We start from the raw sequence: 15,393 nt of genomic DNA on the forward strand, positions 1-15,393 counted from the left end.
TCATGGTGGCGCCAGCTCTCTATCTGCAGATCAAGCAGCACATTCTGGACGGGATCCGCGAACGCCACTATCAGGCGGGGGACAGGATCCCGACCGAAGCTGCCCTGTGCGAGCAGTTCACCGTGAGCCGGATGACGGTCAACCGGGCGTTGCGGGAACTGGTGGCGGAAGGGTGGCTGGTGCGTACCGCAGGTTCCGGCAGCTTCGTGGCGGACAGGCGTACCGAATCGCCGCTGCTGGCTATTCGCAATATTGCCGACGAGATCGCCGAGCGTGGCGGCGAGTACAGCGCCCGGGTGATCCGGCTGCAGCGACTGGCCGCCGACGAGAAGGTGGCGGTACAGCTGGGACTGCGGGTTGGCGCCCCCATCTTTCACAGCTTGATCGTCCATCAGGCCGATGGGGAGCCGTTGCAGCTGGAGGAGCGCTTCGTCGATGCCGGGCGTTTGCCGGGCTATGGTGAGCAGGATTTTACCCAACAGACTCCCAACCGCTATCTGATGGATGTCTGCCCCCTCTCCGAGATGGAGCACGTGGTGGAAGCCGTGTTGCCGAGTGCCGGTGAGGCGGGATTGTTGCAAATTCGCGTGGATACACCCTGCCTATTGTTGCACAGGCGCACCTGGTCGGAAGGACATCTGGTCTCCTACGCCAGATTGCTCTCCCCCGGTTCTCGCTACAAGCTGAGCTCCAAGGCGCAGCTGCCTTAATTGTCTATACAAATGGATTACTCTCAAGCCCACCTCTGGTGGGCTTTTTTGTGCTTAAACTCTAAGCGTGATGCTGTTATCAGGTTGTGAATCCTGCTCTTTCTTTCGCCTGATGGATCGATTATAAGGATATGTATATACATTTGAGGTCGCTATGAACAAGGAACTGTTGAACTGCGAGCGGGTCTGGCTCAACGTGACGCCCGCCACCCTGAATGCCGGACTGGCCGATTACGGTCTGCTGCCGCGCCATGCCATCGGCGTGAAGGATGGCAAGATCCACGCCTTGGTGCCGATGGCCGAGCTGAAGGGGCCGTATCCCACCCATTGGCTGGATATGCAGGGCAAGCTGGTTACTCCCGGTCTTATCGATTGCCACACCCATCTGGTCTTTGCCGGCAGTCGCGCCGAGGAGTTCGAGCTGCGTCAGCAGGGAGTGCCCTATGCCGAGATCGCCCGTCGGGGCGGTGGCATCATCAGCACGGTGTGTGCTACCCGTGCCGCCAGCGAAGAGCAACTGTTCGAGCTGGCGCTGCCGAGGGTGAAATCCCTGATCCGCGAAGGGGTCACCACAGTGGAGATCAAGTCCGGCTATGGCCTGACGCTGGATGATGAACTCAAGATGCTGCGGGTGGCCCGCCGACTGGGAGAGGCGCTGCCGATCCGGGTCAAGACCACTCTGCTGGCTGCCCATGCGGTGCCGCCGGAGTATCGCGACGATCCCGACAGCTGGGTCGAGACCATCTGTCAGGAGATTATCCCGGCCGCTGCCAAAGCGGGCCTGGCCGATGCGGTGGATGTCTTCTGCGAGCATATCGGTTTCTCGCTGGCCCAGACCGAGCAGGTCTATCTGGCGGCGGATCAATACGGCCTGCCGGTGAAGGGGCATATGGATCAGCTCTCCAACCTCGGTGGCAGCACCCTCGCCGCCAACTTCGGCGCCCTCTCGGTGGATCATCTGGAGTATCTGGATCCGGAAGGGATCCTGGCGCTGGCCCACCGTGGCGTGGTCGCCACCCTGTTGCCCACCGCCTTCTACTTCCTCAAAGAGACCAAGCTGCCGCCGGTTGCCGCCCTGCGCAAGGCGGGGGTGGCGATGGCGGTCTCCTCCGACATCAACCCGGGTACGGCCCCCATTGTCTCGCTGCGGATGGCGATGAACATGGCCTGCACCCTGTTTGGCCTGACTCCGGTGGAGGCGATGGTCGGGGTGACCCGCCACGCCGCCAAAGCGCTTGGCGAGCAGGAGCACCTTGGCCAGCTCAGGGTGGGGATGGCGGCTGATTTCCTGATCTGGCACTGCGCTCATCCGGCCGAGTTGAGCTACATGGTCGGCGTCGATCAGCTGGCAGGCCGCATCTTCAACGGCGAGGAGACCCTCCATGGATAAGCTCAACCCGATCGACATGTCGCTCTGGCAAGGGCGGCAGGATCCGGAAGATGGTGAACTGGCCCTGCGCTGGCATGACAAGGTGCAGCCCTGGGCCGCCGGGGCACAAGAGGCAGCTGGTGTAGTGCTGCTCGGTTTTGCCTGCGATGAAGGGGTGCGCCGCAACAAGGGGCGTGTCGGCGCCACCGGTGCGCCGCAAGCGGTGCGCAAGCTGCTGGCCAACACTGCCTGGCACCTGAATCGCCCCGTCTACGATGGCGGGGATGTGAGTTGCCCCGATGACGATCTCGACGCAGCCCACGGCCGTCTGGCCGAGCAGGTCGCCGCTGCGCTCGATCTGGGCCACTTCCCGCTGGTGCTGGGGGGCGGTCACGAGGTGGCTTTCGGCAGCTGGAGCGGCCTCAACCTGCATCTGGCGGGTCAGGGGCGAGTCGGCATTATCAATTTTGACGCCCACTTCGACCTGCGCATGAAGCAGGAGCAGGCCAGCTCCGGTACCCCCTTCTTCCAGATTGCCGAGCAGTGTGCCGCTCAGGGCACGCCGTTTCACTACGCCTGCCTCGGGGTAGCCGAGACCGCCAATACCCAAGCCCTGTTTGCCCGTGCCAAGGCGCTGGGTGTGTGGCATGTGCTGGACGAGGCGATGACCCAGACCGGGCTGCCAGCCTTGCTAAGCGGGCTGGATGCCTTTATCGCCGATTGTGATCACCTCTATCTGACCATCGATCTTGATGTGCTGCCTGGCTCCGTGATGCCGGGAGTGAGCGCCCCCGCCGCCCGCGGCGTGGAGCTGGCGGTGATCGAACCGCTGATCGCCTATATCCGGGCCAGCGGCAAGCTGCGGCTTGCCGATCTGGCCGAGTACAACCCGACGCTGGATCAGGATAACCGCAGTGCCCGCGTGGCCGCGCGGCTGGTTCATCTGTTGACCCGTTAACCCTTTGGCCGCCCGTCGCCGAAGGCACCCTATTGATACAATAAGGAGTGTGTATGTCTGTGCAACAGCAGGATCCCCGTCATGATCCGAACCGCGTGATCCGTGCCCCGCGCGGTACCGAGCTGACCGCCAAGAGCTGGCTCACCGAGGCGCCGCTGCGGATGCTGATGAACAACCTGGATCCCGAGGTGGCCGAGCATCCCCAGTCGCTGGTGGTCTATGGCGGCATCGGTCGCGCTGCCCGCAACTGGGCCTGCTTTGACAAGATCGTCGAGGTGCTGACCCGGCTTGAGGAGGATCAGACCCTGCTGGTGCAATCCGGCAAGCCGGTCGGGGTGTTCCAGACCCACAAGGATGCGCCGCGGGTGCTGATCGCCAACTCCAATCTGGTGCCGCACTGGGCCAACTGGGAGCACTTCAACGAGCTCGATAAGAAGGGCCTGATGATGTACGGCCAGATGACCGCGGGTTCCTGGATCTACATCGGCACTCAGGGGATCGTGCAGGGCACCTACGAGACCTTCTTCGCGGTGGCCAATCAGCACTTCAACGGCTCGCCTGCGGGCCGCTGGATCCTCACCGGTGGTCTCGGCGGTATGGGCGGCGCCCAGCCGCTGGCCGCCACCATGGCCGGCTTCTCGATGATCGCGGTGGAGTGCGACGAGACCCGCATCGATTTTCGTCTGCGCACCCGTTATGTGGACAAGAAGGCTCACAGCCTGGATGAGGCGCTGGCCATGATCGAAGAGGCCAAACAGGGCGGCACCGCCGTCTCCGTCGGTCTGCTCGGCAACGCCGCCGATGTGTTTGCCGAGCTGGTGGCCCGTGGCATCACCCCGGACGTGGTGACCGACCAGACCTCTGCCCACGACCCGATCCACGGCTACCTGCCGCAAGGTTGGAGCGTGGCCAAGTGGCGCGAGCTGCAGCAGAGTGCCCCGCAGGAGGTGAATCTGGCTGCTCGTCGCTCCATGGCCCGTCAGGTGGAGGCGATGCTGACCCTGCAAGAGCGCGGCGCGGCGACTCTGGATTACGGCAACAACATCCGCCAGATGGCGCTGGAGGAGGGGGTTGCGAACGCCTTCGACTTCCCCGGCTTCGTCCCCGCCTATATTCGCCCGCTGTTCTGCGAGGGGATTGGCCCGTTCCGCTGGGTGGCTCTCTCTGGCGATCCGGAAGATATCTACAAGACCGATCAGAAGGTGAAAGAGCTGATCCCCGATGATCCTCACCTGCACAACTGGCTCGACATGGCCCGCGAGCGCATCGCGTTTCAGGGGCTGCCGGCGCGGATCTGCTGGGTCGGGGTCAAGGATCGGGTGCGGCTCGGTCTGGCCTTCAACGAGATGGTGAAAAACGGCGAGCTGAAAGCCCCCATCGTCATCGGCCGCGACCATCTGGATTCCGGCTCGGTGGCGAGTCCGAACCGCGAGACCGAGTCGATGATGGATGGCTCCGATGCCGTCTCTGACTGGCCGCTGCTCAACGCCCTGCTCAACACCGCCGGTGGCGCGACCTGGGTGTCGCTGCACCACGGCGGCGGGGTCGGTATGGGCTTCTCCCAGCACTCCGGCGTGGTGATCGTCTGCGACGGCTCCGATGACGCTGCCAAGCGGGTCGGTCGGGTGCTGCGCAACGATCCGGCCACCGGGGTGATGCGCCACGCGGATGCCGGCTACGAGATTGCCATCAACTGTGCCCATGAGGCGAAACTGGATCTGCCGATGATTGACGGCGCCAACGGTGTCAAAGGAAAGGTGTAACACCATGTTTGAATTGACTATTACTCCGGGCGAGCTGGATCTTGCCACCCTGCGCCGCGTCAGCCGCGAGCCGGTACATGTTTCACTGGATCCGGCCGCGCTGCCGGGGATCCACGCCTCAGCTGCTGTGGTTACCAAGGTAATCGAGCAGAACCGGGTGGTGTATGGCATCAACACCGGCTTTGGCCTGTTGGCCAACACCCGCATTCCGGTGGAGCAGCTGGACGAGCTGCAGCGCTCCATCGTGCTTTCCCACGCGGCAGGGATTGGCGAGTACATGGATGACGCTACCGTGCGGCTGATGATGGTGCTCAAACTCAACTCGCTGGCGCGGGGCTTCTCCGGCATCCGGCTGACGGTGCTTGAGGCCCTGATGACCCTCATCAACGCCGAAGTCTATCCGGTGGTGCCGAAGAAGGGCTCCGTCGGTGCCTCCGGCGATCTGGCGCCGCTGGCCCATATGAGCTGCTTGCTGATCGGTGAAGGCAAGGCTCGCCACAAGGGCGAGCTGATCGACGCCGCCACTGCGCTGAAAATTGCCGGGCTCGAGCCTATCGCGCTGGCGCCCAAAGAAGGATTGGCGCTGCTCAACGGCACTCAGGCGAGCACCGCCTTTGCGCTGGAAGGGTTGTTCCATGCCGAGGATCTCTACGCCGGTGCTATCACCATAGGTGCCATGAGCGTTGAAGCGGCGCTCGGCAGTCGTCGCCCGTTCGATGCTCGCATTCACGCGGTACGCGGTCAGCGTGGCCAGATTGACGCGGCCGCCTGTTATCGCCACCTGCTGGTGGATGGCAGCGAGATCGGCATGTCCCATCACAACTGCGAGAAGGTACAGGATCCCTACTCATTGCGCTGCCAGCCGCAGGTGATGGGTGCCTGCCTGACCCAGATCCGCCACGCTGCCGAGGTATTGGCGAGCGAGGCCAACGCGGTCTCCGACAACCCGCTGGTGTTTGCCGATGACGAGGAGATCCTCTCCGGTGGCAACTTCCATGCAGAACCGGTGGCCTTCGCCGCCGACAATCTGGCGCTGGCTATCGCCGAAATCGGCTCGCTCTCCGAGCGGCGCATGGCGCTGTTGATCGACTCGCGGATGTCCGGTCTGCCGGCGTTTCTGGTCAACAACGGCGGGGTCAACTCCGGCTTTATGATCGCTCAGGTCACTTCGGCGGCGCTGGCCTCCGAGAACAAGACCCTGGCCCATCCCGCCTCGGTGGATAGTCTGCCCACTTCCGCCAATCAGGAGGATCACGTCTCTATGGCGACCTTCGCTGGCCGTCGGCTTGCCGATATGGCAGAGAACACCCGCGGCATTCTGGCGGTCGAACTGCTGGCGGCGGCACAGGGGCTCGATTTCCGCGCGCCGCTGCGCAGTACCGAGCTGATCGAGCTGGCCAAGGGGCGACTGCGGGCAGAGGTGAGCTTTTACGACAAAGACAGGTACTTCGCGCCGGATATCGAAGCGGCCGCTGCCCTGCTGGGCCGTGCCAGCTACAACGACCTGATCCCGACCGGGGTGCTGCCCAGCTTGTAAGCCTTGATCCCTCTTCTCTCTTGGCGGGAGAAGGGTTGGGGATGAGGGGGAAGCCGCTTCACAGGTGCCGGTGAGAGCCGGGAGCAGATAACAAAAGACCGCCCATCGGGCGGTCTTTTGCATTTCTGGTGTTGGCTGGATGTGGTTATTCGTGTTCGAACATCAGGAACAGATAGACCACGAACAGCACCAGATGGGTCGCACCATGGAGCACATTGGTGCGGCCGCTGCTGAAGGTCACCTTGCACACCATCAAGGTCGTGACCAGCAGCACCATATCGGCGGGGGAGAGGCCGAGGCGCACCTCCTGACCCAGCATGGAGCCGATAAAGAGTACGGCAGGCACGGTGAGGGCGATGGTGGCCAGCACAGAGCCGAAGTAGAGGTTCATTGCCCGCTGCAACTGGTTGTTGAAGGCGGCCTTGATGGCGCCGACTGCTTCGGGGGCCAGCACGATGCAGGCGACGATAAAGCCGCCCAGTGCGGCGGGTGCTTCCATGACATGCACCCCGTAGTTGATGGGGATGGCCAGGGTCTTGGCCAGCAGGATCACCACCAGCAGGTAGGTGAGCAGCAGGATAGTGTGATAGACGTTGCTCTGCAGCGGACCGTGGTGCTCCTCGTAGTCCTCGTGATCGCTGTCGACGAAGAAGTGGCTGTGGCTGCGGGTCTGGATCAGCAGAAAGACCCCGTAGAGCAGGATCGAGATGATGATCAGCATCCACGACATGGCGCGCGACATACTGCCGATTGCACCGCCCTCGGTGAAGTTGGGCAGCACCAGACAGAGCAGGGCCAGCGGGATGATGGCCACCAGATAGGATTTCACTCCGTCCAGATTGAAGCTCTGGGTGTGGTAGCGCCAGCCGCCAAACAGCAGGGTGAAGCCCACCAGACCGGTACTCACCAGCATCACTACCGCAAACATGGTATCGCGGGCCATGGTGGGGTTGGGTTCACCGGTCAGCATCACCGAGGAGATCATCACCACTTCCAGCGAGATGACCGAGAGGGTGAGGATCAGGGTGCCGAAGGGCTCGCCCAGCTTGATGGCGAGGGCATCGGAGTGGCGCACCACCGAGAAGATGGCCCAGGTGACGATGGCCAGTAGTGCCGCCGATACCGGAAGATAGATCCCGAGCGGAGTTGTCTCTGTCAGCAGGTCGCTGCCGAGCGTCTTGAAAAAGAGCAGGGTCAGCAGGCCGACGGGCAGGGCAATCTCTTGCCGGATAACTGTCTTCATAGGCAATGGTTCTCTGTTGGGGGTCTGGACGACCGGGCGACATAAACAGGTTGCGCAGTTATCGATTGCACGATAACCGGCTCCTTATGATAAAGGCTGTTATCCCCGTCAGGGCAGATCATTTTGTTGCTGAATGTAAATAAGGGGGGAAGGAGGCGGTTCGACTTCACCACTGAGCCGGGCCCGGGTCTGCAGGGGGATTTACCCGCCTGATGGCCGGGCTGGGTTACGGCGCTACCGCCAGCATCAACCTGATGATGTCGAGCCGCTGGCCAAACTGTTTCGTGGTCAAATCCTGCCATATCTGCGTTAGCTGGCCTTCTGGTGTTGCAACTGCCACTCCCGTTGCCAGTGGGTCAGTATCTTCAGCGGCATGGGTTTGCCGAAGAAGTAGCCCTGGATCAGATAGACGCCGTGCTGGCTCAGATAGTCGACCTGCAACTGGCTCTCGACCCCTTCGGCGATCATCTCCATGCCCGATTCCCGACCGAAGACGATGATGGCATCCAGTACGCTGCGCTTGAGGTCGTTGGTGCCTATGGTATCGACGAACATCTTGTCGATCTTGATCTGGCGGATCCCCAGGCTCTGCAGGTAGGCAAAGCCGCCGTAGCCGGTACCGAAATCATCCAGCTTGAAGTGATACCCCATCTGTTGCAGCAGGGTGATCTCCTCGGTGGCCGCCTTGATGTCGAGGATCGGCTTGCGCTCCGTCAGCTCGAAGGTGAGCCGGGTGGGTAAGGGGTTTTGGCTGTGAGCGAGCAAGGTGCGCAGCAGAGGCTGCTCGATATGGGCCGCCACCAGATTGACGCTGACCCACTGATTCGGTGCCAGCTGCGGCAGGTCGGTGATCACCTGCTCCAGCAACTGTTCGGTCATCGGCAGGATCAGCCCCTGCTCCTCTGCATATTCGATAAAGGTGCCCGGAGGGATCAGCTCGTTTCCCCGCTGCCAGCGCAGCAGCGCCTCGAATCCCACCACTTGATGGGTACGGGCATCCACTATCGGCTGGTAGAGGGGAATAAATTCCTTGCGTATCAATCCTGTTTGCAGCAGTCCCTTGAGGGAGCGCCGATAGCTGCGCAGCAACCAGTATGTGACGCTTAACAGGGCGCCGAGCGCGATACCGAACCAGAGACCGTAGTGATTGAGTTGGTCATGGGCATATTGCTCCAGCGCTTTTCCCGCCCAGACCGTCTGTTTGGTGAGTTCATTGGGATCGAAGAAACTGAGGCTGATATTGCTCTCTTCCTGTTTGATCTCCTTGTCGCCACGGGGAAAGTGGACTGTGCTTGCATCGTTATCCTGTCGGCTGAACTCCAGATAGAAGCAGTGGCTGCAGGGGTGTTGCAGCAGGTCGTGGCTCCAGCTGTTATCCAGCACCCAGTAGGCGAGGTTGCCGCCGGATCGGTAAAAGGCCACCAGCTCCTGCTCGGTATTGTATTTGGCCACGGTGGCGGTGATCCCCAGCTTGCCAAACTTCTGCCCGCTGTTCTGGAGCTCTTTGATCAGCGGGATCTCCACCCCCAGGCTGGAGCAGCTGTTGCCGGAGGCGAGCTCCAGCCCTTGCAGGCGGATATGAGCGCTGTAGAAGCGCGGATCGCGCAGCAGCTCCATGTCTTTGGCGCCGCAGTTGAACTCAAATTGTGCCAGTTGTTTGTTGATGGCGGCATCCAGCTCCCGGTGGCGTACGGCCATGGCTCCCTTGAGCTCGGCAACCTTCTCTTCCAGCAGATGAAAGGCCATCGGCTTGGCAAACCACAGGCCGAGAAACTGGCTGCCCACGACAGGCAGGACGAACAGCAACAGAGCGATCCAGACGGGTGATTTACGCAAAGGAAGTACCTGCCAGTTTCATGAGACACAAATGGACTTAGCCATCATAGAGCATTAGTGCAATCAATTTGAGTCCGACTTGTCACACTTGTTGATTGATTTTTTAACTACATGATTTTAAATGTGTTTATTATTAACTTTAGCTAGATTCAATCGCTGACCTGTCATAAATGACAATTGCCCAGCTTATCCGAACTGCATTAGAGTAGCCCTGCGGTTTGACTCACCGTGTGTTCAATACTCCTGTATCTGTTTTTTGTCAGTAGCACAGAGTGTTAGTTTTGATATGAGTGTTCCTTTTGGTCCCCTTTGAGGGACCATTTTTCTGTCTGTCATCCCGCCCTTTCCCGCGTCTGTAGCCTGTCATCCTTGGTGTTCTCCCTCTGCTTTGGGTTATGCTTGCCCGCTTAAATTGCAGAAGCGGGATCTTCATCCATAGCTGTGGCCCGATCGCCGCTGCTACCATGAGGCGACATGGATGATGCCGGGCATACGGAAAGGCGCATGAAACTCACTACACAGCTTGTCTCATTTATCACCCTTTGCGTGATCGCAGCCATGGCGACCGTGCTGATTGGCGGGGTGTTCAGCTTTCGCGAGCTGGGCATGGAGTTGCAGCAAAAGAAGGTCGATGCGCTGGTCGAAGTGATCGACAAGCAGCTCGATGTTGCTCACGACATGGAAGATATGAGCCACTGGCTGCCCACCCTGCTGCGGGCTGCCCATGTGGTAGAGCTGGAGGTGCGCCAGAATAACCAGCGGGTCTACTGGTTCCGCGATGTGCGCAATCCGGTCGACGAACAGCTGCTGGTGCCATATAGCCACCCGCTGCCCCATCAGGCTGGCATGCAGGCCAACTTCAAACTGGAACGCCCCTTCAAGGAGGCGGAATACTCCATCAAGGCGATGTCCGGCATCTCGCTGGGCATCTTTATCGTGGTGTTCGGTCTCTGGTACTCCATCCGCTGGCTGCGCCAGCAGTTGCGCGGGGCCGAGCTGCTGGGCATTCGCGCCCAGCTGATCCTCGATGACAAGCTCTCCAAACTGAGTCATGACCCCGCCGAAGAGTGGCCGGTGGCCGCCAGTCAGGCCCTCGATCATCTGCTCGCCGAGCTGGCGGATGCCCGCAAGGAACGCAGCCGCTTCGACAACTTCATTCGCAGCAACGCCTTCGTCGACAAGATGACCGGCATCGGCAACCGGCTGTTTTTCGACAACCGACTGGAGAGCGCCATCATGGAGGCGAGCGTGATGAGCGGTGGCGTGCTGCTGATCGATCTCGCCTGTCTAGAGGAGCTGGAGGCCGATCAGTTCGAGCTGCTGGGGCACGATTTGATGATGGAGGCGAGCGCCACCATAGGTGCCTTCGTGCGCAAGCATAACGGCGCCCTGCAGGCCCGCTACGCCGGTCAGGTCTTTGCGGTGTTGCTGCCCAATATGTCCGAGAGCGAGATGGTGGATAGCGCCAGCCAGCTGCTCAAGAGCCTGCAACGGCTGCACTGGCCGCAGGAGGTCAATCCGGAGACTGCGGTCTATCTCGGCGCCGTCTGTTATCAGGCAGAAGATAGCCTGCTCAAGGTGCAGGAGGAGGCGGAGCTGGCCCTCAAGAGCGCCCGTCTGCAAGGGCACAACGGCTGGTTCCTCTACGAGAAGCAGCTGGATGAGGAGCAGAGCAGCAAGGGGACGGTACGCTGGCGCACCCTGATCAGCCGCCGTCTCGAAGAGCACGGCATCGAATTTTACACTCAGCCGATCCAGCAGGATCGGGGGCAGGTGGTGCTGCAGCAGGAGCTGCTCACCTATCTGCACGACGAGCAGGGGCGGGCTTTGCAGGCGGGTATTTTCATGCCGATGGCGGAGAAGGTTGGCTTGTTGCTGCAACTGGATCGGTTGGTGGCGGAGCAGACCCTCACCCTGCTGCGCCAACGATCCGAGCAGAGCTGCCCCATCAGCCTGACCCTCAGTGCCCAGAGCCTGCTCAACCGCGAGTTCCAGCGCTGGCTCTTCTTCGCCCTGTTCCAGCTGCCGCGCAGCACCAACGAGCGGCTGATCCTGCAACTTTCCGAATCCCAGGTGACCCGTCACTTCGAGGCGCTCAAGCGGCCACTGCGCTCCCTGCGGATGCTGGGTTGCCAGCTGGCCATTGATCATGCCGGTCAGGATGTGGTGAGCACCCAGTACATCAAGGAGTTCGAGATCAACTTCCTCAAGCTGCACCCCAGTCTGGTGCGGGAAATCCATTCCCGTCAGGTCAACCAGATGGCGGTACGCAGTCTGGTTGGGGGTTGTGCCAATACCCGCACCCGGGTGCTGGCAGTGGGGGTGGAGAGTGGCGATGAGTGGAAGATGCTGCGCCACCTCGGGGTGCATGCCGGGCAGGGACCCTGGTTTGCCGAGCCCCAGCGTCTGGTGCTGGAACCGGCTGGTGATTGAGATAAACAACAGAGGGTCGCCTTGGGGCGACCCTCTGTTGTTTGCGATGCTGTTTGCGGTTGCCGTCAGGCGGGGCTCACTGTCGCCCCTGCTCCCGCAGCCCGGCGAGCCCTTGCATGCCGCCGGTGTGGATAAAGACGATTTTGCTACCGGAGGCGATACGGCCTGCCGCCAGCTCGCGAAACAGCCCCCACATCGCCTTGCCGCTATAGATGGGCTCAAGGGGCAGATCGGTCGTGGCGCTGAAATCCTGTACCCACTGCCAGAGGGCCGGGCTGAATTTGGCGTAGCCACCGTCGTGGTGATCGAGCGCGATGCGCCAGCCGGGGATATGGGCCGCCGCGGGATGGAGGCGACACACCTCGTCAGCGATAAAGCCGCCTCCTTTCAGTACCGCAATGGCGAGGATCTGCTCCCGATCCCGTTTGCCGGCGATCAGGCCCGCCAGAGTGCCGCCGCTGGCGCAGGGCAGTACCCAGAGATCCGGCGAGAAGGGCACTTCGCCGACCAGTTCCGCCACCCCGGGGATGGCCAGCGGGCTGCTACCCCCTTCCGGCACGATCAGGGTATCGGGGGCATCGAATTGGGCCAGCCAGTCGGGATCCTGCCGTCGCCGGTAACTCTGGCGGTCGACAAAAACGAGATCCATGCCCCAGCGCTGGGCATCCCGCAGGGTAGAGTTACTGACGGCGTCATATTCGCCCCGTATGATACCGGTAGTACGAAGACCAGATTGGCACCCCGCTGCCGCCAGCGCATGGATATGATTGGAGTAGGCGCCGCCAAACGAGAGCAGATGCCGTTTTTCGTGCTCTTTGGCATGCAGCAGGTGGTACTTGAGCTTGCGCCACTTGTTGCCGGAGATGGCCGGATGGATCAGATCATCCCGCTTGCACCACAGCTCGACGCCATAGCGGGTCAGCAACGGATGGTGGAGGCGTTGCAGGGGGGAAGGGAGGATGGCTTGACCCTCTGACTCGGCGGAAAGGTTGGCTTGCAATGGTGAGTCCGTCTTTTAATCTGGAGGCTAATCTGCTGTTTATGTTAATATTTCATACATTTAATCACTATTGATGGGCGGGCTTACATGAAACAACTGTTCAGACGGTCGACGCCAAGCCGCCAGGTCGGGCTCTTGCTGGCCAATGACAGGATCATGCTGGCTGCGGTGGGCAATCCCCCCGTCTTCGCGACGCGCACCATCAACGGCCCACAGGAGTGGGCAGTGGCCATGAACGAGCTGTTCAGCCGTCATGGGCTGGCCAAGTCTACGGTGCGGGTGGCCCTCGCCGCCAGCCTTTATCAACAGATCCAGATCGACAAGCCTGCCGTGCCTGACGCCGAGATGGCGGGGGCGCTCCCCTGGGCTATCAAGGATTATGTCAGCGAACCCGTGCTGCAACTGGCGATGGATTATGTGGACTTGCCCACCCCGCCTGCCGGTCGCCCGCGCATCAATGTGATCTGCCTGCCCAAGAGCCGGGTGCAACAGCTGGCCGATGCCATCAACGGCATCGCGACCCTGCAATCCATCATCAGCGACGAATTGGCGCTGACCTCTCTCTATGACGCGGATGAGACGGTGCGCATGCTGCTGTGGCAGCCCAAGGGGCAGGATCTGCAACTGCTGGTCTTCCATCAGGGCGGGCTCTGCTTCTCCCGCCAGCTGCGCGGTTTTACCAGCCTGACTGGCGAACATGAGCCGGACAGCATGCTGCTCGATTCACTGGCGCTGGAGATCCAGCGCTCCCTCGACTATCTGGCGGGCCAGCTGAAATTGCCCGAGCTGGGGCAGATGCAGTTCGCCGTCGCCTCGCCTTTTATCGGTACCCTGGTGCGCCACATGGAGCAGACCTTCGGCTTTGCCGTCTCCGCCATGGCCAACAAGGCGGTGCTGGCCGGCGTCGAATACCTCTCGGCTTATGCTGCCGCCATCGGGGAGGATGCGTGATGAAACGTCAGATAAACCTCTATGGCGCCGAGTTTCGCCCCAAGCGGCAGTGGGCCAGCCTCAATCAGATGGCGCTGGTGTGGGGCTTTGCGCTGCTGCTGATGCTGTTGGTGGGTGTCGGTTACGGCTGGCAACAGCAACAGGTCAGCCGGGCACTGGCGCAGCGCTCTGCCGAGCTGGAGCTCAAGCGCAGCGAGGCACAGCGGCTCGATGCCGAGCTGGCGCGCCATCAGGCCGATCCCCGGCTGCAACAGCAACTGGTCAACAAGCAGGATGAGTTGACGGCCAAGCAGGGGCTGATGCGCCAGCTGGGCAGTCTGACCCTGCAAAAATCCCAGGGCTACGCCAGCGTGATGGCGGATCTCTCCCGCATTCGCAACAGCAACCTCTCGTTGCAGCGCATCGAGATCAACGAAGGGCGGATCAACCTCTCCGGCTTTGCTGGCCGCAGTCAGGATGTACCGGCCTGGGTCAACCGCTTCAAGCAGACCCCGAGTCTGGTGGGCAAGGAGTTTGGTGAACTGACCCTCGGCCGTGACAAGGAGGGTCGCCTGACCTTCCAGTTGAGCGGCATCGCGCGGGAGAAACCCTGATGAACCTGAAAGCACAATGGCAGGCATGGGGCCAGCGTATCGCCGTGTTGAGCCAGCGGGAGCGGGTGTTGATCCTGCTGACCGGTCTGGTACTGCTGGGCGCGGCCGGACTCTATGGCTGGCTCGATGGCGCCAATACCCGCCTGCAGCAGGATCGCATGGCCCTGAGCTCCGCCGAGCGTGACCTCGAGATCATGGAGCTGGAGAACCTCGGCAAACAGGCCCGGCTCAAGCGGGATCCCAATCAGGGCGTTCGCGACCAGCTGGCGCAGGTTGAGGCGGATCTGGCCCGGATCGACGATGAGCTGAAGGCCCAGACCGTCGATCTGATCCCGGCGCACGAGATGCCGTTGGTGCTGGAGGCGCTGCTCTCCCGCTCTGCCAACCTTCACATGCTGGCGCTCAGTTCGCTGGAGCCGACCCCGCTGATGGCGGGAGAGCAGAAGGTCAATCTCTACAAGCATGGTATCCGGCTTCAGCTTGAAGGCGGCTATTTCGATGTGTATCAATATCTTAAAGCGCTGGAAGCCTTGCCGCGTCACTTTTACTGGAAGCAGTTCGACTATCAGGTCAAAGCCTATCCCGGCGCGGTGGTGGAGATGGAGATCTACACCCTGAGTACCAGCAAGGAGTTTATCCGTGGCTAGAGTGTTTGCGTTGTGCTGTTGCCTGTTCAGCTTGCTGGTACAGGCGGAGCAGGTTGAGGTATTGCAGGATCCCACTGCGCCGCTGGCTGATGTGGCGGTTGGCGCCCGTGCGACCGGCGAGAGCAGCGCCGGTTTGCCGAAGCTGCAGAGTGTGGTGCTGGGCAATGGCCCGGCACTGGCGGTACTCAATGGCAAGAGTTATCGGGTCGGGCAACAGGTGGACGGCTATACGCTGGTGGCCATCAATGCCGATGCCGTGGTGCTGGAAAAGGCGGGAAAACGCCATGCGGTAACACTGTTTGCCAGCAAGATCCGGGTTTGAGTCGTGCTTGCCTCTCGAGAGGTGAATCGGC

13 protein-coding genes are annotated in these 15,393 nt (G+C 61.4%); 10 read left to right on the plus strand and 3 right to left on the minus strand.

Translation table 11 applies throughout. From position 1 onward, the window contains the following. The first annotated feature begins 5 nt into the window (after nucleotides 1-5). The 5 genes from hutC (at nucleotide 6) to hutH (ending at nucleotide 6,337) form a co-directional block, all read left to right on the plus strand. On the plus strand, nucleotides 6-710 hold the full coding sequence (gene hutC / locus NOM06_RS11595) for a histidine utilization repressor (protein ID WP_255911722.1): 705 nt from the start codon (nucleotides 6-8) through the stop codon (nucleotides 708-710). A 154-nt stretch (nucleotides 711-864) separates the two neighbouring features. Then, entirely contained in the window at nucleotides 865-2,100 is a 1,236-nt protein-coding gene (gene hutI, locus NOM06_RS11600; RefSeq protein WP_255911685.1) for an imidazolonepropionase, read from the plus strand. Further along, nucleotides 2,093-3,037 carry a formimidoylglutamase gene (gene hutG / locus NOM06_RS11605; RefSeq protein ID WP_255911686.1) on the plus strand — a complete coding sequence of 315 codons (945 nt, stop codon included), beginning with the start codon at nucleotides 2,093-2,095 and terminating at the stop codon, nucleotides 3,035-3,037. Before hutI ends, hutG begins: the two co-directional genes overlap by 8 nt. Nucleotides 3,038-3,090: 53 nt before the next feature. After that, complete coding sequence (gene hutU, locus NOM06_RS11610; RefSeq protein ID WP_255911687.1) at nucleotides 3,091-4,800, plus strand: urocanate hydratase; 1,710 nt, start codon at nucleotides 3,091-3,093, stop codon at nucleotides 4,798-4,800. Nucleotides 4,801-4,804: 4 nt separating this feature from the next. Further along, on the plus strand, nucleotides 4,805-6,337 hold the full coding sequence (gene hutH / locus NOM06_RS11615) for a histidine ammonia-lyase (RefSeq protein ID WP_255911688.1): 1,533 nt from the start codon (nucleotides 4,805-4,807) through the stop codon (nucleotides 6,335-6,337). A gap of 145 nt (nucleotides 6,338-6,482) precedes the next feature. Here hutH and NOM06_RS11620 read toward each other — a convergent pair whose 3' ends face one another. Both NOM06_RS11620 and NOM06_RS11625 read right to left on the minus strand, forming a co-directional pair. Continuing rightward, a complete protein-coding gene (locus NOM06_RS11620) occupies nucleotides 6,483-7,580 on the minus strand; it encodes a calcium:proton antiporter (RefSeq protein WP_255911689.1) in 1,098 nt (365 codons plus the stop codon). 309 nt (nucleotides 7,581-7,889) lie between these two features. Beyond that, nucleotides 7,890-9,416 (minus strand): EAL domain-containing protein, encoded by a 1,527-nt coding sequence (locus tag NOM06_RS11625; RefSeq protein WP_255911690.1) that lies wholly within the window; start codon nucleotides 9,414-9,416, stop codon nucleotides 7,890-7,892. A 504-nt stretch (nucleotides 9,417-9,920) separates the two neighbouring features. Between NOM06_RS11625 and NOM06_RS11630 the strand changes: the two genes are divergently transcribed. Continuing rightward, entirely contained in the window at nucleotides 9,921-11,849 is a 1,929-nt protein-coding gene (locus NOM06_RS11630) for an EAL domain-containing protein (RefSeq protein WP_255911691.1), read from the plus strand. Nucleotides 11,850-11,925: 76 nt separating this feature from the next. On the opposite strand, the gene NOM06_RS11635 is transcribed toward NOM06_RS11630, so the two are convergent. Beyond that, nucleotides 11,926-12,849: a 1-aminocyclopropane-1-carboxylate deaminase/D-cysteine desulfhydrase gene (locus NOM06_RS11635; protein WP_255911692.1), complete on the minus strand. Its 924-nt coding sequence runs from the start codon at nucleotides 12,847-12,849 to the stop codon at nucleotides 11,926-11,928. 87 nt (nucleotides 12,850-12,936) lie between these two features. Between NOM06_RS11635 and NOM06_RS11640 the strand changes: the two genes are divergently transcribed. The 4 genes from NOM06_RS11640 to NOM06_RS11655 are packed head-to-tail and all read left to right on the plus strand — an operon-like array spanning nucleotide 12,937 to nucleotide 15,362. Further along, nucleotides 12,937-13,800: a hypothetical protein gene (locus tag NOM06_RS11640; protein ID WP_005340015.1), complete on the plus strand. Its 864-nt coding sequence runs from the start codon at nucleotides 12,937-12,939 to the stop codon at nucleotides 13,798-13,800. Next, nucleotides 13,800-14,393, plus strand: coding sequence for a PilN domain-containing protein (locus NOM06_RS11645; RefSeq protein WP_255911693.1), 594 nt, complete (start codon nucleotides 13,800-13,802; stop codon nucleotides 14,391-14,393). The genes NOM06_RS11640 and NOM06_RS11645 overlap by 1 nt, the downstream gene beginning before the upstream one ends. Further along, nucleotides 14,393-15,040 carry an MSHA biogenesis protein MshJ gene (locus NOM06_RS11650; protein ID WP_255911694.1) on the plus strand — a complete coding sequence of 216 codons (648 nt, stop codon included), beginning with the start codon at nucleotides 14,393-14,395 and terminating at the stop codon, nucleotides 15,038-15,040. The genes NOM06_RS11645 and NOM06_RS11650 overlap by 1 nt, the downstream gene beginning before the upstream one ends. After that, complete coding sequence (locus tag NOM06_RS11655) at nucleotides 15,033-15,362, plus strand: MSHA biogenesis protein MshK (RefSeq protein WP_005342886.1); 330 nt, start codon at nucleotides 15,033-15,035, stop codon at nucleotides 15,360-15,362. Before NOM06_RS11650 ends, NOM06_RS11655 begins: the two co-directional genes overlap by 8 nt. The last annotated feature ends 31 nt before the right edge of the window (nucleotides 15,363-15,393 follow it).

Source organism: Aeromonas sp. JL9, assembly GCF_024436075.1.
Taxonomy (GTDB): Bacteria; Pseudomonadota; Gammaproteobacteria; order Enterobacterales; family Aeromonadaceae; genus Aeromonas; species Aeromonas veronii.

Bases quoted from the DNA above. Each gene is read 5' to 3' on its own strand.
- NOM06_RS11640 (WP_005340015.1), top strand. From the start codon at position 12,937: ATGAAACAACTGTTCAGACGGTCGACGCCAAGCCGCCAGGTCGGGCTC.
- hutI (WP_255911685.1), top strand. From the start codon at position 865: ATGAACAAGGAACTGTTGAACTGCGAGCGGGTCTGGCTCAACGTGACG.
- NOM06_RS11650 (WP_255911694.1), top strand. From the start codon at position 14,393: ATGAACCTGAAAGCACAATGGCAGGCATGGGGCCAGCGTATCGCCGTG.
- NOM06_RS11630 (WP_255911691.1), top strand. From the start codon at position 9,921: ATGAAACTCACTACACAGCTTGTCTCATTTATCACCCTTTGCGTGATC.
- hutG (WP_255911686.1), top strand. From the start codon at position 2,093: ATGGATAAGCTCAACCCGATCGACATGTCGCTCTGGCAAGGGCGGCAG.
- NOM06_RS11645 (WP_255911693.1), top strand. From the start codon at position 13,800: ATGAAACGTCAGATAAACCTCTATGGCGCCGAGTTTCGCCCCAAGCGG.
- NOM06_RS11620 (WP_255911689.1), bottom strand. From the start codon at position 7,580: ATGAAGACAGTTATCCGGCAAGAGATTGCCCTGCCCGTCGGCCTGCTG.
- hutH (WP_255911688.1), top strand. From the start codon at position 4,805: ATGTTTGAATTGACTATTACTCCGGGCGAGCTGGATCTTGCCACCCTG.
- hutU (WP_255911687.1), top strand. From the start codon at position 3,091: ATGTCTGTGCAACAGCAGGATCCCCGTCATGATCCGAACCGCGTGATC.